A 20,036-nucleotide genomic window follows, 5' to 3' on the forward strand; every position below is an offset into this window, starting at 1 on the left:
CCGTCGCTCCGCGCCAGCATGTGCGGAGCCGCTGACGAACCACCATGGCCCTCGCCGAGGCGACGGTCCCACCAGGATGGATCCCTTGCTGCAGCCCTTCACCTCCCCGTTTCCCGGAATGCTCGCCCTGCTGGTCTTCACCGGCCTGGCCGCACTGCTGACCCTGCTCAGCGCCCGCCTGGTGACGCAGGCCGCCGGTGCTGTGGAGCCGATCGAGCGCCAGGCCGGCTTCGTGCGCGTGGCCAGCGGCATCGGCAGCCTGGCCTGGGCCATCGACCTGTGCGGCCTGGTGATCCTGGCCCCCTTCGACCTGGCCCAGGCGCGCCTGTGGCCGGCCATGCTGGGCCTGTGCATCCTGCTGGTCAGCGCGCGCTTCTGCATCCCGGCCCTGGCCAGCACGCGCCTGCGCCGCAGCGTGGTACTGGCCGGCCTGGGCCTGGCCAGCGGCTACATCGCCAACCACCTCGCCCTGCTGTCGGCCTTCGGCATCACCAGCGCCACCACGCGCTGGGCACCCGTACTGGCGGCCTGGGGCATCTGCGCGCTGATGATCACCATCCTGTCGCTGCGCGCGCGCGCGCGGCGCCTGCAGGACGAGCCGGTGCGGCTGCGGCCGGGTGAGATCCTGTTCGGCGGGCTCGCCATCCTGGCCCAGCAACTCCTGCTGGCCGATGCCATCCCGCCCCTGGCCGGCGACGGTGGCGACACGCAGTTGCCCTTGCTGGTGCTGTGCTTGTTCGCCGTGCTGGTGTGCGCTGAGCAGTTCTTCTCGCAAGGCATCGAGGCCACCCGCCAGCGCCTGTTCACGCGTGCCCTGGACCGCCCGCGCGCAGTGCACGCGGGCCAGGACCATCGCCGCCTCGCCCTCATTGCGGAGCGCGTCGACAGCCTGCTCCAGCCGGACCGGCTGCGCCTGCACTTCCAGCCCATCACGCCGCTCTCGGGGCCGCCCACCGGCCTGCGCTTCGAGGCCTTGCTGCGCCTCCACGACGACACCCTGGGACGCATCGACCCGGAGCAGTTCCTGCTCGCCTGCGAGCGCAGCCACCGCACCAGCCGCGCCGACCGCGCGATCCTCGTCGAGGCGCTGCGCTGCTCGGTTCAATGGCTGGATTCGCGGCTGCCGTGCAGCGGCATCTCGGTCAACATCTCACACGAGACCCTGCTCGAAAGCGACTTCCTGCCCTGGCTGCAGGCCCTGCTCACCCGCGGCAACTGGCCGGCCGGCTGGCTGCAACTGGAGATCACCGAGCATGCCATGATCCTGCACGCCGAACGGCTGGCCGGGGTGCTGCGCGAACTCAAGGCGGCCGGCGTGGGCACGGTGATGGATGACTTCGGCGCCGGCTTCTCCTCGCTGGGCAGCCTGGTCGACCTGCCGATCCAGGGCATCAAGTGCGACAAGGCGCTGGTACGCGCCCTGTCCGGCGATCCGGCCCGCCAGACCCTGCTGCAGCACCTGTGTGCGCTGGCCCACGAACTGGGCCTCAGCATCACGGTGGAAGGGGTGGAGACCCAGGCCGACCTGGGCATCGTGCGTGCCAAGGGTGCAGCCAAGGTTCAGGGCTATGTGTTCGCGCGGCCGATGCCGCATGAAGAAGTGCTGTACTGGCTGCGCGACGGCGCCGCCCAGCCTGCCTGATCAGGGGAACAGCGTACGCCCCGCCCAGCGGGCCTGCGCCAGCGCGACCCCGGCCTCGCGCTCCCAGCGCACCCGCTCGTGCAGGCGGAACGGCCGGTCCTGCCAGAATTCGATGACCTGCGGCTCGATGCGGAAGCCGGACCAGAACTCCGGCCGCGGAATGGCGCCGATGTGGAAGCGCAGCGCGTACTCGGCCACCCGGCGCTCCAGCTCGAAGCGCCCCTCCATCGCTTGCGACTGCTTCGAGGCCCAGGCGCCGATGCGTGAATCGCGCGCACGGCTGGCGAAGTAGGCGTCCGCCTCCGCCGCCGAAACCAGGCTCGCCATGCCCTGCACCCGCACCTGGCGCTTGAGCGACTTCCAGTGGAAACACAGTGCCGCACGCGGATTGGCCAGCAGCTCGCGCGCTTTCTGGCTGCCCAGGTTGGTGTAGAACACGAAGCCGCGCTCATCCACCTCCTTCAACAGCACCATGCGCAGCGAAGGCATGCCGTCCGCATCGACGGTGGCGAGCGACATGGCATCGGGATCGTTGGGCTCCTGGCTTGAGGCTTCCTCCAGCCAGGTCTTAAAGCGCGCCACCAGATCAGTGATGTGTTGGCTGGGCGCGTCCTGAGGCAGGGTGTTCATTTCGGTGCGGAGCGATGCAGATCAAGCCTGCATTGTGCCCCAAGCCGTCGCCGGCGTTCGTCGGAAAAACTGCCTGTTCGCCCATTCGTCCATATGCAAACCCTTGATCGCACAAGACTGGGCAATTAATTGCTTGCATAATCGAACCAGCCGTCCAGCAAGCACGTGGCCCCCCGCCGTCCCGGCCGCGCGCGCAGCACCCACAACGAAAAATCACGGAACGTCCGCGTTCCCGTCATTCAGGAGAGGGAATCATGCGTCGCAGTCTCACCCGCTTCATCGCCGGCCTGTTTGGAGCCCTTCTGCTCTGCGGTCCGGCGCAAGCCACCTACACCGCCCACTACGTATTCGGCGACAGCCTGTCCGACAGTGGCAACTTCAATGCCCTGACCGGCGGCCAGGTCCTGACGGCCCCGTACTGGCAAGGGCGCTTCAGCAATGGCCCGGTCTATTCCGAACTGGTCTCGGCCAGCCTGGGCCTGACGGCCAACCCCTATTGGTTTGACGGTCAGGGCACCAACTACGCGATCGGCGGCGCGCGCACCACCGGCCATGTGCTGGCCCCGGCGCTGAACCCCATCGCCAGCCTGCAAGGCCAGATCGGCACCTACCTCGCCGGCCACGGCGGAGTGGCCGATCCCAACGCGCTCTATACGGTCTACATGGGGTCCAATGACCTGTTCGACGCCGTCGAACTGATTGCCAACACGGGCGACCTCAACGCCGGGATCAACGTCATGGTGAATGCGGCCACACTGGTCGGCCAGTCGCTGTACAACCTGGCCGCCCTTGGCGCGCAGACCATCGTGGTGCCGACCGTGACCGACCTGGGCCTGACGCCGATGGTCCCGAACACGGGCAAGGCGCTCGCCAGTGCGCTGGCGAGCAGCTTCAACAGCATCATCGACAACGTGATCCTGGGGCTCACCAGCAATTTCGCAGACTTGCGCATCGCCCGCCCGGACATCTATGGCCTGCTCAATGCCGCCGTCGCCAACCCGACCGACTACGGCTTCACCAACGTCAGCACGCCTTGCTACGACGGCTTCGTGCTGGTGCCCGGCAGCAGCGTCTGCAGCAACCCGGACGAGACCCTGTTCTGGGACCTGATGCACCCGACCGCGGCTGGCCACCAGTTCATCGCCGCCGCCGTGCTGAGCACCGTGCCGGAGCCGCAGGTGCTGCTGCTGATCGGTCTCGCCCTGGGCATGATGCTGTGGGTACGCCGTCGCGCAAGCTGAGCCTGGACATCACCCATAAAAACGGCAGCCCGCGGGCTGCCGTTTTTATGGGCGGAACTCCGCTCACACCAGCACGCGCTCGATCCCGCCGTTGTTGGCCTTGTCCACGTACTTCGGCAGCCAGTCCGCGCCCAGCACATGCTTGGCGATCTCGATGACGATGTAATCGGCGTCCATCTTGTCGACATCGTCTTCGTAGCGCTGCAGGCCTTGCAGGCAGGCGGGGCAGGAGGTCAGCACCTTGACCGGGCCGTCGTAGCCGTCCGCACGCAGCTTGTCGGCCCCCTTCTTCAGCTCCTCTTCCTTGCGGAAACGCACCTGGGTGGAGATGTCGGGGCGCGCCACGGCCAGAGTGCCGGACTCGCCGCAGCAGCGGTCGGACTTCTCGACCTTGCTGCCATCGCTGGTCTGGATCAGCGCGTTGACCGTCTTCATCGCGTCCTGCTGCTTCATCGGCGTGTGGCAGGGGTCGTGGTACATGTAACGCGTGCCGGTGACCCCCTCCAGCTTGACGCCCTTCTCCAGCAGGAATTCATGGATGTCCATCAGGCGGCAGCCGGGGAAGATCTTGTCGAATTCATACATCGTGAGCTGGTCGAAGCAGGTGCCGCAGCTCACCACCACGGTCTTGATGTCGAGGTAGTTGAGCGTGTTGGCCACGCGGTGGAACAGCACGCGGTTGTCGGTGGTGATCTTGTCGGCCTTGTCGTACTGGCCGCCGCCGCGCTGCGGATAACCGCAGCACAAGTAGCCCGGCGGCAGCACGGTCTGCACGCCGATCTCGTACAGCATGGCCTGCGTGGCCAGACCGACCTGCGAGAACAGGCGTTCCGAGCCGCAGCCCGGGAAGTAGAAGACGGCCTCGGAGTCGACGCGCGTCTTCTGCGGATCGCGAATCACCGGCACGACGTGGTCGTCCTCGATGTCCAGCAGCGCACGCGCGGTCTTCTTGGGCAGGTTGCCCGGCATCTTCTTGTTGATGAAGTGGATCACCTGCGCCTTCATGGCCGGCTTGCCCAGCGATGAAGGCGGCTGCGCCGTCTGCGCGCGGCCCAGCGTGCCCAGCACGCGGTTGCCCAGGCGCTGCGCCTTGTAGGCCCACTCGATCGACAGCTTGCGCAGGAACTTGATCTTCTCCGGCGAAGTGGTGTTGAGGAAGGCCATGGCCAGGGTCTTGGCCGGGTTGAAGCTCTGCTTGCCCATCTTGCGCAACAGGTTGCGCATGTTCATCGACACGTCGCCGAAATCGATGTCCACCGGGCAGGGGTTGTAGCACTTGTGACAGATCGTGCAGTGGTCGGCCACGTCCTCGAACTCTTCCCAGTGCTTGATCGACACGCCACGGCGCGTCTGCTCCTCGTACAGGAAGGCCTCGACCAGCAGCGAGGTCGCCAGGATCTTGTTGCGCGGGCTGTACAGCAGGTTGGCGCGCGGCACATGCGTCGAGCAAACAGGCTTGCACTTGCCGCAGCGCAGGCAGTCCGACACCGAGTCGGCGATGGCACCGATGTCGCTCTGCTGCATGATCAGCGACTCGTGGCCCATGAGGTTGAACGAGGGCGTGTAGGCGCCGGTCAGGTCGGCGCCGGGCATCAGCTTGCCCTTGTTGAAGCGGCCCTCGGGGTCCACCTTGGCCTTGTAGGCGTGGAAGGGGGCGACCTCTTCCGGCGTCAGGAATTCGTACTTGGTGATGCCGATGCCATGCTCGCCCGAGATCACGCCGCCCAGCCCACGCGCCAGGTGCATGATGCGCTCGACCGCCGCATTGGCCTCCTGCAGCATCTCGTAGTGGTCCGAGTTCACCGGCAGGTTGGTGTGCACATTGCCGTCGCCGGCATGCATGTGCAGGGCCACGAACACGCGGCCGCGCAATACATCCTTGTGCACGGCCTCGATACGCTCCAGCGTGGGGCGGAAGTTGGGGCCTTCGAAGATGTCTTCGAGCGCGCCCTTCAGCTCGCGCTTCCACGAGATGCGCACCGAGTGGTCCTGCACGCGATGGAACAGCACCGGGCTGGCCGCCTTGTTGCTCAGCTCGCCGGCCTCGATCCCTTGCGCCGCGAACTGGGCTTCGGCCTCGGCCAAGGGCATGTCGAGGTGATCGAAAATCCACTGCCAACGCGCACGCACCTGCGACACCAGCTCCAGCGCGCGGGCGCGGCGATCGCCGATCAGTTCTTCCTTGTCGACGCCGCTATCGTTGACGCGCAGCGGCAGGTCGCCATGCAGGAAACCGGTCAGCGCGTCGCACAGGCGCAGCTTGTTCTTGATCGACAGCTCGGTGTTGATGCGCTCGATGCCATCGCAATAGTCGCCCATGCGCGGCAGCGGAATGACCACGTCTTCGTTGATCTTGAAGGCGTTGGTGTGGCGCGCGATGGCGGCGGTGCGGGCGCGGTCGAGCCAGAACTTCTTGCGCGCGTCGGCCGACACGGCGATGAAGCCCTCGGCGCTGCGCGCATTGCACAGGCGCACGACCTCGGAGGCCGCCTGGGCGACCGCATCCTCGCTATCGCCGACGATGTCGCCGATCAGCACCATCTTGGGCCGGCCGTGGCGCTTGGCCTTGGTGGCGTAGCCGACCGCCTTCACATAGCGCTCGTCCAGGTGCTCCAGGCCGGCCAGCATGACGCGCGCCTCGCCCGTCTTGGGCAGGCTGTCGATATAGTCCTTGATCTCGACGATGGCGGGCACGGCTTCCCGCACCTGGCCGAAGAACTCCAGGCACACGGTGCGCGTATGCGGCGGCATCTTGTGCAGGATCCAGGTGGCCGAGGTGATGATGCCGTCGCAGCCTTCCTTCTGGATGCCGGGCAGCCCGCCGAGGAACTTGTCGGTCACGTCCTTGCCCAGGCCCACCTTGCGGAAGCGCTCACCGGGGATGGTCAGGAACTCTTCCGCCAGCTGCTTCTTGCCAGAGGCATCGAAGCGCTTGAGGCGGAACGTGACCTCGGCCTGGTCGTGGATCTTGCCGAGGTTGTGGTTGAGGCGCTCGACCTCGAGCCAGTTGCCGTCCGGCGTGACCATGCGCCACGAGGCCAGGTTGTCCAGCGCCGTGCCCCACAGCACGGCCTTCTTGCCGCCCGCGTTCATGGCGACGTTGCCGCCGACGCAGGAGGCGTCCGCCGAGGTCGGGTCGCAGGCAAACACGAAGCCGGCTTCCTCGGCCGCATCCATGACGCGGCGCGTGACCACGCCGGCGCCGGTGAAGATGGTGGCATAGGGCTGCGCTACGCCAGGCAGCGTCGTCATCTCCACGCGGCTCTGGTCGAGCAGCTTCTCGGTGTTGATGACCGCCGACATGGCGGTGAGCGGCACCGCGCCGCCGGTATAGCCGGTGCCACCACCACGCGGGATGATGGTCAGGCCCAGCTCGATACAGGCGCGCACGAGGTGGCCGATCTCTTCCTCGGTGTCCGGGTAGAGCACCACGAAGGGGTACTCGACGCGCCAGTCGGTGGCGTCGGTGACGTGGGCCACACGGGCGTAGCCGTCGAAGCAGACATTGTCCTTGCGCGTGAAACGGGTCAGCAGCCGCGTGGCACGACGGCGCATGTCGGCCGCCCGCTGGAAGTGCGCCTCAAAGGCATCCACCGCCTTGTGGGCCGCCTGCACCAGCAGGGCGACCTTGCCGGCGCGCTCGACATCTTCGCGTTCGGACTCCTGGCGACGCTTCTCGACCTCGCTTAACCGATGGCGTAGCGCCTCGATCAGCGCGCGGCGGCGCTTCGGATTGTCGAGCAGATCGTCTTCCAGGTAGGGATTGCGCTGCACCACCCAGATGTCGCCCAGCACCTCGTACAGCATGCGCGCGGAGCGGCCAGTGACACGCTCGACGCGCAGGGTCTCCAGCACGTCCCACATGTCTCGCCCGAGCAGGCGGATCACGATCTCGCGGTCGGAGAAGGAGGTGTAGTTGTAGGGAATCTCGCGCAGGCGCACGGGCGCTGCGGCAGGAGCGTGGGGGGCGAAGTCGGGGGCTGCGTGCATGTTCGGCCTGGGGGCTGCCGTTTAAAGACGCATTTTATCGCGTCCGGGCCGAATCTTTGCCCTTCGGCCGGCAGGGTTTCTAGTCCGGCCAGCCCTCGGCGCGCAGCACCCGGTTGCGCCCGGCGTGCTTGGCCTGGTACAGCGCCCGGTCGGCCGAGGCGATCAGGGCGTCGGCATGGGCCCCGTGTTCGGGGAAACTGGAGACGCCGATCGACAGGGTGCAGCGGATCTCGAAGCGGCCGTAGCGCACCGTGCTGAGGGCGAATTCCTGGCGCAACTGCTCGGCGCGCTCGGCCGCCACCGCGAGGCTCATGTCGGACAGCAGCAGGATGAATTCCTCCCCGCCATAGCGACACACCACGTCGCTGGCCCGCGCGAACTGCAGCAAATGGCGCGACAGGCTGCACAAAACCTCGTCGCCGGCGGGGTGGCCATAGGTGTCGTTGACCTGTTTGAAGTGGTCGATGTCGATGACCATCAGGGCCAGGGGGTAGCCCTCGCGCTGCGCACGCACGATCTCGCGCGGAAAGGTCTCGTCCAGGTAGCGCCGGTTGTGCAGGCCGGTCAGCGGGTCGCGCACCACCTGCTCGGCCAGCTTGGACTGGAGCTGGCCGATCTCTTCCAGTTGCTCGCTCAGGGCCAGGTTGGCCTCGCGCAGTTGTTGTTCATAGCGCTTGCGCAGGGTGATGTCACTGAAGGCGGTGAAGATTGCCGGACGTCCCTCGAACTCGGTCAGCTGGGCCGAGATGTAGGCCCAGAAATGCTGGCCTTGCGGCCCCTTGAGTTCGCCGATGTAGTCGCGCACCCCGCCTTCCTTGCGCACCGCGTCGACGAAGGCCGCGCGCGCCTCGGGGTCGACCCAGTAGTCCGGCGCCAGTTGCCCGACCGCGTCCTCGCGCCGCGTCTCGAACATGTCACCGGCCGTCTTGTTGACGTAGGCCAGCGTGTTGTCTTCGACATAGGCGATCACCACCGGCAGCGGCGCATCCTCCATCAGGCTGCGGAACTTGCGCTCGCTCGCACGCAGCGCATCGGTGGTGGCCTGGCGGGCCCGCATCTCCTCGCGCAGACGCCGCGCCAGCGCGGCGAAGCGCCAGGCGAGGAAGGCCGCCAGCATGGTCAATCCGAGGCCGCCCAGAAGCACGGGCAGCATCCAGGCCGGCGCAGACTTCTTCACCTCCGGCAGGAAGCCATCCAGGTTGAAGTTACCGTCGATCAAACCCAGTTCAGCGTAGACGGCGCCGATGCGCTCCCAACGCTGGCGGCTGATATAGCCGAGCTCCACCAGGTCCGGCAGCATCAGCTTGCGCATCTCCTCGGCTTCCCACAGCAGGTGCTCGCGCGTATGGCGCTGCGACACCTGCTGGAGGATCAGGTCAGCCACTTCCTCCGGATGGGTCATCGCATAGCGCCAGCCACGCAGGCTCGCCTCGCGGAACGCGGCCACCCGCTCCGGCCGCTGCTGCAACATGGCGGCCGAGGTAAACAGTGTGTCACCGTAGAAGTCGATGCCGGAGGAGCGCGGTGAGAACAGCACGTAGCGGAAGCCGGCCTGCTGCAACAACCAGGTTTCGTCGGTGGAATAGCCGGAGATCGCATCCACCTCGCCCTTGAGCAAGGAGGCAGGATCGAAGCTGTGATCGACCGGCACGATGGTGTCCTCGCCCAGCCCTGACCGGGCAAGCAGCGCCTCCAGCTCGCGCTCGGTCGCCATCCGCATGACCCGCTTGCCGCGCAGGTCGGCCACGCTGCGCACCGCGCCCTCCTTGGCCAACAGCACCAGCGGTGAGTGCTGGATGACCACCGCCAGCGCCACCACCGGCTTGCCCTGCGCGTAATCGAGCAGCAACTCCGAGGTCCCCACGCCGTACTGCGCATCGTTGCGCAGCACCGCGTCGACCGGCGAGCGGCCGCTCTGCGCCTCGCGGATCGTCACTTCAAAGCCGGCATCGCGGTAATAACCCTTGGCCTGAGCCACGTAGTAGCCGGCGAACTGGAACTGATGCTTCCACTTGAGCTGCAGCGTCACCTGCTCCGGCTCGGCCGCTCCAGCGGCACCGCAGGCAAGGCATAACAGCAACAGGATGCGCGGCAGCAGGACGGGTCGCATGGCGAGGGTGGCGCCGGACAGGGGACTATCTGTCTATCGGCAGTCAGCGCTCAGGTCTTGAAGGCATAGTCGACCGTCAGCGGCGCATGGTCGGAGAAACGCGTGTCCTTGTAGACCGCCGCACGCTGTGCGGTGGCCCCCAGCGCCGGGGTCGCCAACTGGTAATCCAGGCGCCAGCCCACGTTCTTGGCCCAGGCCTGACCGCGGTTGGACCACCAGGTGTAGCTCTCGCCGCTCGCCTCAGGATGCAGCCGGCGGTACACATCCACCCAGCCCAGCTCGTCCTGCACCCGGCTCATCCAGGCCCGTTCCTCGGGCAGGAAGCCGGAGTTCTTCTGATTGCTCTTCCAGTTCTTGAGGTCGATCTCGCGGTGCGCGATGTTCCAGTCGGCGCAGATGATCACTTCGCGGTCAGACTGGCGCAGCGCTGCCAGTTGCGGGAAGAAATGGTCCATGAAGCGGAACTTGGCGGCCTGCCGTTCCTCGGAACTGGAGCCCGAGGGCAGGTACAGCGACACCACGCTCAGCGGCCCGCCGGCCAAGTCGAAGTCGAGCTGCAGGTAGCGCCCCTCGGCATCGAACTGGGCATCCCCCACCCCGGTCCTCAAGCCGGCATGCGGCAGTCGGGTATACACCGCCACGCCGCTGTAGCCCTTCTTCTCGGCGCAATGGAAGAAACCCTGAAAGCCAGCCGGCGCGAGCATCTCCGCGCTGAGGTCTGCCTCCTGCGCCTTGACCTCCTGCAAGCACACCACATCGGCCTGCTGCTCTGCCAGCCATGCGTAAAAACCCTTGCTGGCAGCCGACCGGATGCCGTTGAGGTTGAGCGTGATGACGCGTAACATCGGGCGACCCCAAGAACGATGAAAGAGAATCGTGGATTTTAGTCGCGAATTCCTCGCCCTCGCCGTCCGCAAAGGCGTGCTCCGTTTCGGCGAGTTCAAGACCAAGGCGGGTCGCCTGTCACCCTACTTCTTCAACTCCGCCTTATTCGACGACGGCGCTTCCTTCAGCGAACTGTGTGGCTACTACGCCCAGGCCATCCGCGCCTCGGGGCTCCCCTGCGACACCTTGTTCGGCCCGGCCTACAAGGGCATCCCCTTGGTCGCCGGCACCGCCATGCAGCTCGCCACCCAGGGCCAGAACCTGCCGTTCTGCTTCAACCGCAAGGAAGCCAAGGACCATGGCGAAGGCGGCACGCTTGTCGGCGCCCCCTTGAAAGGCCGTGTGCTGGTGCTCGACGATGTCATATCCGCCGGCACCTCGGTGCGCGAGTCGGTCGAGATCATCCGCGCCGCCGGCGCCGAACTGGCCGGCGTGGTGATCGCGCTGGACCGCATGGAGCGCGGCAGCGGCGAACTGAGCGCAGTACAGGAGGTGCAGGCCCGCTTCGGCGTACCGGTGATCGCGGTCGCCAGCCTGCGCGACCTGTTGAGCTTCATCGCCGACAGCCCGCAGTTGGCGGCCCATCTGCCTGCCGTGCAGGCTTACCGGGACACCTACGGAGTCCAATGAGGACATGAAGGCGCCGCGTCTGCTTCCCTTGCTCATGCTGCTGGCCCTGCCGGCAGGCGCGGCCGCGCAGACCACCACCTATTGCTGCGTCGACGGCGGTGGTTCGCGCATCTGCGGCGACACACTGCCGCCGGCCTGTTTCAACCGCGCCTATCGCATCGTCGCCCCAAGCGGCCGCACGATCCGCGAGGTCGAGGCCCCGCTGACGCCGGAGCAGCGTGCACGTCGCGAAGCCGAGCTGCGCGCCCAACGCGAACAGGCTGCGCGCGAGGCCGAAGCCAAGCGGCGCGACCAGGTTCTGCTCGACTCCTACGCCTCGGTCGAGGAGATCGACGTACGGCGCGACCGCGAGATCACCGTGATCGAAGCCGAGATCAAGCACGCCCGCACCCGCGAGGCCGACCTGCTGGCCACCCAGGCCAAGCTGGAAAAGCTCAAGCCAGCCAGTGGCCCGATGCCGCGCGACCTGGCGGTCGACCTCGATACGGTGGCGTCGGAGTTGCGTGCCGTGCGCTCCGTGATCACCAGCAAGCAGCGCGACATCGACAACATCCGCAACCGTTTCGCGCAAGACCGCAAGCGCTACGTCGAACTGCTCCAGCACAGCAGCAGCACCCCCCGCCCCTGACTGCGGGTTATCCCTCGAAGCCGGCCCTGAAACAGGGCTCGCCGCCTGTCCACTCGGGCAGATGCCCATTTGTCATCTTCAAGCTGTAACCCCTGCGTGCTGCAATGCCGTCACGCCTGCCTGCGCGCAAGCGTGAGCCAAGTCGCATTCTTTCCCGTTCAAGGCTTTCAACTTTTGCGCGCATGGTCCGTTATGAATCACAGGGCCGGTGTTTTGTGCAGGCGACACCCCCCCGGAACGCCCCGACCGGGAGAAATAAGATGGTGACGATCATGGACATGACCACAGCAGAGCGCATCAGCGACGTCGACCGTTACGGCGACGAAGTCCTCAACGCCAACTGGCTACCCCAGGCCGTGTTGCAGCTTGGCCTGCAGGAGGCGCACGACACGTCTCACTGGAGCCAGGCGAGCATCAGCGACCCGGACGCCTTCATGCGCCGCCTGTACCAGGCGCAGGAATAAGCGGTCGGCAAAAAATCGGGGCGCCGATTGGCGCCCCCAAGCTCACCCGACTCTTCCTGACCCGCCTTCAGCACCAGCGGGTAGCCAGCCTGTCCACCCTTGCCACGCCCGCTTCTACGGCGCAGTCTGGGCCAGCAGCGGATCCCCCACCGCCAGTTGTCCATAGGCTCCAGCGATATCCGTCAGTGACTGGCCCAGGCGCTCGCTGGTCGTCACCACCACCTTCAGTATCTTGTTCTCCACGCTGGACGAGCTGATCGCGCCGTCGAAGAAGGCCCATTGCTGGCGCACCAGGTCGATGTTGGCGCGGATCTGCCCCTGGCTCAGCGGGCTCTGTTCCATTACATCCACCGCCTGCAGGAAATCCTTGCGCGCCTGCGCCAGTTCGTTGCGCCGCTCGGCATCACCGTCGCCGCCGCGCAGTTGCAGGTAGAGCTTGGCCAGGCGATGGGCCAGCATGGCATCGCGCGCGGCCAGCAGGGTCAGTTGCAGGGCCGGGCCAGGCTTGCCCGGGAGCATCTGCGTGACCACCTTGCCCAGTGCCTGGGTCAGTTGCTCCGCCTCGCGCGCGGCGCGCGCGGTGGTTATCGGATCCGCCGCCTCGCCCAAGGTGTTGCGAGCACCAGACCACAGCGCATTGACCGTCTCCAGGTTCGGCGCCGTGCCGCTGGGGCCCTTGCTCTGTGCCAGTTGCGCCAGCCCCTGGTCAAAGGCGCGCACGGCCTCGTCCAGCTTGCGCTGCGAAGTCTCGGCATCGACACTCATGCGCAGTTGCAGGAACAGCTTGGCCTGGCGCTGCGCCATGACCTGCAGGCGCAGGCTTTGTTCCAGCGGCCCCGCCGGCGCCACCTGGCGCGCGGCCGCATGGTGTGAAACGAACGTGCAGGCCGCCAGAAGCATGGCCAGCATGGCTCTGTTGAAGCAATTCATCACTCCCCCTCCTCCTCTTTGTCGTCCGGCTGCCGCGCGCGGCGCCGTGTTCTGGTGTCGCGCGATAGTGGAGGGGTTTGGCTTCAGCGGCCAGCGGGAAGCCGATGCGCGGCACGCCCCGCGCGACAGATCGCGCTTGCCGGATCTGTCAAAATCATTGATTTAATTGAACTTTTATGACAACGGCAACACTGGGCTACAAGGCATGGGTACGCTCGCCACGGGCGAGGCCGAGCAAGGGCAGGCCGCCCAGGCCGCGCCCCAGCAGCAAAACCTTGAACAGCTCGCCCATCTCGTGCGGAGCGATCAGTCGCTGGGCCGCGCGGGCGGCGCGCAGGTAGTCGGCAGACTCCGTCGGGCCGCGGCGGGCCAGCAGTTCGAGCAGGCCGCAATTAGTGAGGAAACTGGCCTGGCTGGTGTAGCCCAGCACGTCGAGACCGGCGTCGTATCCGGCCTCGGCGGCCGCGGTGAAGTCGACGAAGCTGGTGATGTCGTTGAGCCCCGGCCACAGCAGGGCATCGGGATGGGCGCGGTGGCGGTAGTAGCACTGCAGCGTGCCCTGCGCGCGATGCGGCAGGTAGTACTCGGCGCGCGGATAACCATAGTCGATGAGGATCAGCGCGCCCTGCACGAGACGCCGCCCCCATTCGGCCACCCAGGCGGCGGCGGCGGGGCACACCTCGCTGATGTACTCGCCTTGTGCCGGCGTGGGTACCGGCAACGGCGCCGCAAGGGCCTGCAAGGCCGCGTCGGCCGGTCGTTCGGCCCACACCAGCCCGCCGTCGACAACGCTCACGCCACGCTCGAACAGGCCCTCGGCGCGCCATACGGGCAGACGCACCGGCATCACGTCGAGCACTTCGTTGGCCACCACGCAGCCGGCAAACTGCTGCGGCAGGTCGTCCAGCCAGCGCACCCGCGAGGCCAGCGCCGGCACGCGCTGCGCCAGAGTCTCGGCCTGACGCGCCCGCAGCTCGCCAGAGAGTTCCAGGATCAGGTATTCCTGCGGCAGGCAGTCCAGTTCGGCCAGCGCGGCCAGCAGGTCCGCCGCCAGCAGGCCGGTACCGGCGCCAGCCTCCAGCAGCACGGGCGCGCTGGCGCGCATGACTTCGGCGACCTGACGCGCCAGCGCCTGGCCGAACAGGGGCGTGAGTTCGGGCGCGGTGATGAAGTCACCGGCCGGGCCGAACTTGTGCGCCCCGCCGCTGTAGTAACCCAGGCGCGGGGTATACAGCGCCAGCTCCATGTAGCGGTCGAAGCCGATCCAGCCGCCGCTGCGCGCGATCTCGTCCTGAATCAGCGCGAGCAATGCGGTCGACTGGGCGAGCGCCTCGGTTTCAGGCGGCGGCAGGGTCGCCGACGGCGGGCGGGGATGGTTGGGATTCATCGCCGCGATTGTACCCGCGCCGGTAGAATCGGCTTTCCACGCCCTCACCCTTGCGTCATGCCCACGGCAAGCCTCCCGATCTTCCCGCTGCACTCGGTGTTGTTCCCCTTCGGTCGCCTCCAGTTGCGCATCTTCGAGGCGCGCTACCTGGACATGATCGCGCGCTGCATGCAGGACCAGACCTGCTTCGGCATCTGCCTGATCGCCGAGGGCCACGAAGTCGGCAGCGCCGCCCTGCCTCATCCGGTCGGCGTCGAGGCGCGCATCGTAGACTTCGACATGGAGACGCCCGGCGTGCTGGGCATCACGGTGCGTGGCCAGCGCCGCTTCCGCATTGCAGCGCAGGAGGTGGACGCGCAGCAACGCGTGGTGGCCCAGGTGAGCTGGCTGGATGAGCCCACGCCGATGCCGGTCAGCGCCGCCCATGCCGATGTCCTGCCCCTGTTGCGTGCGATTGCGGCCGACCCGGGACAGAAGATCATCGCCGCCCCCTTGCAGTTCGAGAATGCGAGCTGGGTCGGTTACCGCTACGCCGAAGTGCTGCCGATCCCGCCGCTGGCGCGGCAAAGGCTGCTGGAGCTGGACGACGCGGAGCTGCGCCTGTCCATCATCCACGAGTACCTGCTGAGCCACGGCCTGCTCAAGGCCGCGTGATTCCCTATTGCAGCGCGCGGCGCTTCACGCCAAGCTTATAAGACGTGTTCCCAGCCGCTGCGCCGCTTGTACAGCAACCGCGACACGCTCTAACGCCCCTACACCAGAAGGAAAAGCCATGACTGCAACGGTCAAGCAAATGCTGCAGGACAAGCCCTCCGCCACCGTCATCACGGTGGCCCCGGACAGTACGGTGTACGACGCGCTGGCCCTGATGGCCGGCAAGGACATCAGCGCGCTGCTGATCACCGAGGGGGAACGCCTGGTCGGCATCTTCACCGAGCGCGACTATGCGCGGAAGGTGATCCTGCAAGGCCGCAGCTCGAAGGAGACGCGCATCGGCGAGCTGATGACGCAGAACCTGCTGACCATCTCGCCGAATCAGACGGTGGACGACGTGATGGCCATCATGACCAACAACCGCATCCGTCACCTGCCGGTGGTCGAGAAGGGCAAGCTGGTCGGCATCATCACCATCGGCGATGCGGTGAAGGCGGTGATGGACGAGCAGAAGCGCACCATCGACCAGCTCTCCTCCTACATCTCGGGCGAGCTATCGACCTGAGGCGCCGGCGCCCTCAGGCGCTGAGTTCCGTCGTGGCCTGGCGCAGCAGGCGCTCGGGCAGGCCGTCGAGCGGGCGCGTGTCCATCGCGGACAGGATGTGTTCCTCGCGCGCCGTATGCCCTGCGATCAGCCGTGCCAGTTCGTCGAACTGCTGCGCGCAGGAGACCTCGTCGCGCACCGCCAGCGCGCCGCCGATGTGTTCCAGCAGGGCACGCATGGCCTCGTGGTCGCTACGCAGCACCGAGGTCGGCCCCACGCGCACGCCGGTCGCCAGTTCAAAGGCGGGGAACAGGCCATGCTCCTCGGCTGCGAAGTGCGCCTCCATGACGTGACGGAAGTGCCAATACAGCGGCTGGGTGCGGGCCCAGTCACCACTGGTCTGGCAAGAACGTAGGCGCTCGAACAACGCGATGCAGTGCTGGTGGGCGTCCAGGAAGGGCTGGGTGATCGGCATGGCGGCCTCCGCAATGAACAGACCGCGCCATTGTTCTCCCCTCACCCGCCGGCTGGCTTGACTCCCATCAACGCCGACCGGCTCACAAGTTGAGCATCGACTCGTGTTCCTCGGGCAGGGGCTCGAAACCGCGCCGTTCGTAGTGCTTGAAGATCGCGGCGACGATCTCCTCGGGTTCGTCGATCACCTGGATCAGGTCCAGGTCCTTGGGCGAGATCATCTTCTCGTCGACCAGCGTGGTCTTGAACCAGTCGACCAGCCCCTTCCAGAAGTGGGCGCCGACCAGGATCACCGGAATCTGGCGCCCCTTGCGCGTCTGGATCAGCGTCAGCGCCTCCGACAGCTCATCCAGCGTGCCGAAGCCGCCCGGCATCACCACGTAGGCCGCAGCGAAGCGCACGAACATGACCTTGCGCGGAAAGAAATGGCGGAAGGTCTGCGAGATGTCCTGATACGGGTTGCCGCTCTGTTCGTGCGGCAACTGGATGTTCAGCCCCACCGACAGGCCCTTGCCGGCAAAGGCGCCCTTGTTGGCGGCCTCCATGATGCCGGGGCCGCCGCCCGAGATGACGGCGAAGCCGGCGTCCGACAGCAGGCGCGCGATCTTCTCGGTCAGCGCGTAGTACGGATGATCGACCGGCGTACGCGCCGAGCCGAAGATGCTGACCGCGGGCCGAATCGCCTGCAGGCGTTCGGTCGCCTCCACGAACTCCGACATGATGCCCAGAATGCGCCAGGCTTCGCGGGCGACGCGCGTCTCGCTGGAAAGTGACGGGGCGGTGAAGGGCGGCAGCTTGTCTTTGGCGGACATGGAGTGATCCTGAGGGGATGGGTCGCCCCGATGCTACGCCGCGGCTGGCGCGCGGTGCAAGCCGGCATAATGTGCGCCTCGCCCCACTCCACTTGTCGCCCCCATGAACACCCTCCTGCTCGTCGACGGCTCCAGCTACCTGTACCGCGCCTTCCATGCGCTGCCCGACTTGCGCAATGGCGCAGGCGAACCGACCGGCGCACTGCGTGGCGTGCTGTCGATGCTGCGTACCCTGCGCGAGGCCCAGGGTGCGACGCACGCGGCCTGCGTGTTCGACGCCAAGGGCAAGACCTTCCGCGACGACTGGTACCCCGAGTACAAGGCGCATCGCCCGCCGATGCCGGAAGACCTGGCCGCGCAGATCGAACCGATCCACCGCTGCGTGCGCGCCATGGGCTGGCCACTGCTGATGCAGGACGGCGTGGAGGCCGACGACGTGATCGGCACCCTGGCGCGCATCGCCAGCGAGCAAGGCTTCCGCGTGATCATCTCGACCGGCGACAAGGACATGGCGCAGCTCGTCAACGAGCGTGTCACGCTGATCAACACGATGAGCAACGAGACGCTGGACGAGGCCGGCGTGCAGGCCAAGTTCGGCGTGCCGCCGAATCGCATCATCGACTACCTCACGCTGATGGGCGACACCGTCGACAACGTACCCGGCGTCGAGAAGTGCGGCCCCAAGACGGCCGCCAAGTGGATCGCCGAGTACGGCTCGCTCGATGAAGTGGTGGCCAATGCCGCCAGCATCAAGGGCGTGGTCGGCGAGAACCTGCGCAAGGCCTTGGACTTCCTGCCCCTGGGCCGCAAGCTGGTGACCATCGCTACCGATGTCCCCCTGGCCGAGCCACTGGAGGCGCTGACCTGGCGCGAGGCCGACCGCGACACCTTGCTGACCGAGTTCCGCCGCTACGAATTCAAGGGCTGGCTGCGTGAGCTGGAGGGCGGCGACAAGAGCGAGGCGCCCAAGCCCAAGCTGGAAGTGCAAGCGGCTAACAGCGTGCGCCAAACCTCGGCACAGGAGGCCGCGCGCAGCGAGCTCGTCGACAACGCCGAGCAGCGCAAGGATTACGAATGCATCCTCGACTGGCCGGCCTTCGAGCACTGGCTGGACAAGATCAGCCAGGCCGAGCTGACCGCCTTCGACACCGAGACCGACAGCCTGGAGCCGATGACGGCGCGCATCGTGGGCCTCTCCTTCGCCGTCACGCCGGGCGAAGCGGCCTACCTGCCGGTGGCCCACACCTACCCCGGCGCGCCGGACCAGTTGCCGATCGACGAGGTGTTGGCGCGCCTCAAGCCCTGGCTGGAATCCGACTCACACGCCAAAGTCGGGCAGAACCTCAAGTATGACAAGCATGTGCTGGCCAACCACGGCATCACGCTGCGCGGCATCGCCCACGACACGCTGCTGGAATCGGCCGCCTACGAGAGCGACAAGAGCCACGACCTGGAATCGCTCAGCAACCGCCACCTGGGTCTCAAGGTGCTGTCCTACGCCGATATCTGCGGCAAGGGCGCCAAGCAGATCGGCTTCGGCGAAGTCGAGCTGCAACGGGCCACCGAGTATTCCGCCGAGGATGCCGACGTCACGCTGCGCGTGCATGAAGTCCTGTCTGCCGAGCTGGCGCCCGAAGCCGGGCTGAGCCGCGTCTACCGCGACATCGAAATGCCGGTGCTGGACGTGCTGTGGCAGATGGAGCGCAACGGCGTGCTGATCGACGCCTTCCTGCTCGCCCAGCAGAGCGACGAGCTGGGCCGCAAGATGATGGCCATCGAGCAGGAAGCCTTCGAGGTCGCCGGCCAGCCCTTCAACCTCGGCAGCCCCAAGCAGATCCAGGAACTGCTGTTCGAGCGCGACAAGCTGCCGGTGCTGAAGAAGACGCCCACCGGCGCGCCGTCCACCGATGAGGAAGTGCTGGCGCAGCTCGCGCTGGATTACCCGCTGCCGCGCCTGATCCTCGAACACCGCAGCATGTCGAAGCTCAAGAGCACCTACACCGACAAACTGCCACGCAGCGTGAACCCCAAGACGGGCCGCGTGCACACCAGCTTCTCGCAGACCGGCGCCATCACCGGCCGACTCGCCAGCACCGAGCCCAACCTGCAGAACATTCCCGTGCGCACCGAGGAAGGCCGCCGCATCCGCCAGGCCTTCATCGCCCCGCGCGACTGGCACATCGTGTCGGCCGACTACTCACAGATCGAGCTGCGCATCATGGCCCACCTGTCGGAGGACGATGGCCTGCTGGAAGCCTTCGCACGTGGCGAGGATGTGCACCGCGCCACCGCCGGCGAAGTCTTCGGCGCCAAGCCGGAAGAGGTCACCAGCGAGCAGCGTCGTTATGCCAAGGCCATCAACTTCGGCCTCATCTACGGCATGGGCGCGCACGGCCTGGCCAAGCAGATCGGCGTCGAGCGCAGCGCCGCGCAGATGTACATCGACCGCTACTTCGCGCGCTACCAGGGCGTGGCCCGCTACATGGAAGAGACGCGCGCGCTGGCGCGCAACCGCGGCTACGTCGAAACCGTGTTCGGCCGCCGCCTCTACCTGCCCGAGATCAAGAGCAGCAACGCCGGCCGCCGCCAGGGCGCCGAACGCGCCGCCATCAATGCGCCGATGCAGGGCACCGCCGCCGACATCGTGAAGCTGGCGATGCGCGCGGTGCACGACTGGCTCATCACCGAAGGTCTGCAGAGTCGCCTGCTGCTGCAGGTGCATGACGAACTGATCCTCGAAGTGCCGGACGCCGAACTCGCCCGCGTCAAGGAAGCCCTGCCCCACATCATGGGCAGCGTGGCGCAGTTGCGCGTGCCGCTGCTGGTCGAGGCTGGATCGGGAGCGAACTGGGATGAGGCGCACTGAGGGCGGTCCGAAAATCCCGCGCAACGACAGCGTTACGACCGTAGCAGCGCCGCGTGGGCACACCGTGCCCACCCTACACACTAGGTCTCGCGCCCTCGCACTCACGCTAGCCCCGTAGGGCGGATGCCGCAGGCGATCCGCCGGTCTTT

At 66.8% G+C, this 20,036-nt stretch carries 16 protein-coding genes; 8 read left to right on the forward strand and 8 right to left on the reverse strand.

Annotated features, from left to right (window positions below):
• Positions 1–118 precede the first annotated feature (118 nt).
• Positions 119–1,642, forward strand: coding sequence for an EAL domain-containing protein (locus NMB43_RS19620; RefSeq protein WP_494349862.1), 1,524 nt, complete (start codon positions 119–121; stop codon positions 1,640–1,642).
• On the opposite strand, the gene pdxH is transcribed toward NMB43_RS19620, so the two are convergent.
• Positions 1,643–2,272: a pyridoxamine 5'-phosphate oxidase gene (gene pdxH / locus NMB43_RS19625; RefSeq protein ID WP_494349863.1), complete on the reverse strand. Its 630-nt coding sequence runs from the start codon at positions 2,270–2,272 to the stop codon at positions 1,643–1,645.
• Positions 2,273–2,526: 254 nt separating this feature from the next.
• Between pdxH and NMB43_RS19630 the strand changes: the two genes are divergently transcribed.
• Positions 2,527–3,513, forward strand: a complete 987-nt coding sequence (locus NMB43_RS19630; RefSeq protein WP_494349864.1) for an SGNH/GDSL hydrolase family protein — start codon at positions 2,527–2,529, stop codon at positions 3,511–3,513.
• A 63-nt stretch (positions 3,514–3,576) separates the two neighbouring features.
• Here NMB43_RS19630 and NMB43_RS19635 read toward each other — a convergent pair whose 3' ends face one another.
• The 3 genes from NMB43_RS19635 to NMB43_RS19645 all read right to left on the reverse strand — a co-directional run bounded on the left by NMB43_RS19635 (position 3,577) and on the right by NMB43_RS19645 (position 10,458).
• The gene (locus NMB43_RS19635) at positions 3,577–7,503 is read right to left on the reverse strand and encodes a DUF3683 domain-containing protein (RefSeq protein WP_494349865.1); all 3,927 of its coding nucleotides are present in this window, start codon (positions 7,501–7,503) and stop codon (positions 3,577–3,579) included.
• Positions 7,504–7,582: 79 nt separating this feature from the next.
• Positions 7,583–9,613: a diguanylate cyclase gene (locus tag NMB43_RS19640; protein ID WP_494349866.1), complete on the reverse strand. Its 2,031-nt coding sequence runs from the start codon at positions 9,611–9,613 to the stop codon at positions 7,583–7,585.
• Between the two features lie 50 nt (positions 9,614–9,663).
• Entirely contained in the window at positions 9,664–10,458 is a 795-nt protein-coding gene (locus NMB43_RS19645) for an exodeoxyribonuclease III (RefSeq protein ID WP_494349867.1), read from the reverse strand.
• 31 nt (positions 10,459–10,489) lie between these two features.
• Between NMB43_RS19645 and pyrE the strand changes: the two genes are divergently transcribed.
• The 3 genes from pyrE to NMB43_RS19660 all read left to right on the forward strand — a co-directional run bounded on the left by pyrE (position 10,490) and on the right by NMB43_RS19660 (position 12,220).
• Positions 10,490–11,128: an orotate phosphoribosyltransferase gene (gene pyrE, locus NMB43_RS19650; RefSeq protein WP_494349868.1), complete on the forward strand. Its 639-nt coding sequence runs from the start codon at positions 10,490–10,492 to the stop codon at positions 11,126–11,128.
• Between the two features lie 4 nt (positions 11,129–11,132).
• The gene (locus NMB43_RS19655; protein ID WP_494349869.1) at positions 11,133–11,756 is read left to right on the forward strand and encodes a hypothetical protein; all 624 of its coding nucleotides are present in this window, start codon (positions 11,133–11,135) and stop codon (positions 11,754–11,756) included.
• A gap of 272 nt (positions 11,757–12,028) precedes the next feature.
• Entirely contained in the window at positions 12,029–12,220 is a 192-nt protein-coding gene (locus NMB43_RS19660) for a hypothetical protein (protein WP_494349870.1), read from the forward strand.
• 114 nt (positions 12,221–12,334) lie between these two features.
• Here NMB43_RS19660 and NMB43_RS19665 read toward each other — a convergent pair whose 3' ends face one another.
• A complete protein-coding gene (locus NMB43_RS19665; RefSeq protein WP_494349871.1) occupies positions 12,335–13,129 on the reverse strand; it encodes a hypothetical protein in 795 nt (264 codons plus the stop codon).
• A gap of 217 nt (positions 13,130–13,346) precedes the next feature.
• Positions 13,347–14,537, reverse strand: a complete 1,191-nt coding sequence (locus tag NMB43_RS19670) for a class I SAM-dependent methyltransferase (protein ID WP_494349872.1) — start codon at positions 14,535–14,537, stop codon at positions 13,347–13,349.
• Between the two features lie 57 nt (positions 14,538–14,594).
• Between NMB43_RS19670 and NMB43_RS19675 the strand changes: the two genes are divergently transcribed.
• A complete protein-coding gene (locus tag NMB43_RS19675) occupies positions 14,595–15,191 on the forward strand; it encodes an LON peptidase substrate-binding domain-containing protein (RefSeq protein ID WP_494349873.1) in 597 nt (198 codons plus the stop codon).
• A 118-nt stretch (positions 15,192–15,309) separates the two neighbouring features.
• Positions 15,310–15,756 carry a CBS domain-containing protein gene (locus tag NMB43_RS19680; RefSeq protein WP_494349874.1) on the forward strand — a complete coding sequence of 149 codons (447 nt, stop codon included), beginning with the start codon at positions 15,310–15,312 and terminating at the stop codon, positions 15,754–15,756.
• 13 nt (positions 15,757–15,769) lie between these two features.
• Here NMB43_RS19680 and NMB43_RS19685 read toward each other — a convergent pair whose 3' ends face one another.
• On the reverse strand, positions 15,770–16,210 hold the full coding sequence (locus NMB43_RS19685; protein ID WP_494349875.1) for a hemerythrin domain-containing protein: 441 nt from the start codon (positions 16,208–16,210) through the stop codon (positions 15,770–15,772).
• A gap of 82 nt (positions 16,211–16,292) precedes the next feature.
• Positions 16,293–17,021, reverse strand: coding sequence for an LOG family protein (locus NMB43_RS19690; protein ID WP_494349876.1), 729 nt, complete (start codon positions 17,019–17,021; stop codon positions 16,293–16,295).
• Positions 17,022–17,124: 103 nt separating this feature from the next.
• Here NMB43_RS19690 and polA point away from each other — a divergent pair, with 103 nt between their 5' ends.
• Positions 17,125–19,887 (forward strand): DNA polymerase I, encoded by a 2,763-nt coding sequence (gene polA / locus NMB43_RS19695; RefSeq protein WP_494349877.1) that lies wholly within the window; start codon positions 17,125–17,127, stop codon positions 19,885–19,887.
• The last annotated feature ends 149 nt before the right edge of the window (positions 19,888–20,036 follow it).

Source organism: Uliginosibacterium sangjuense (assembly GCF_059132465.1).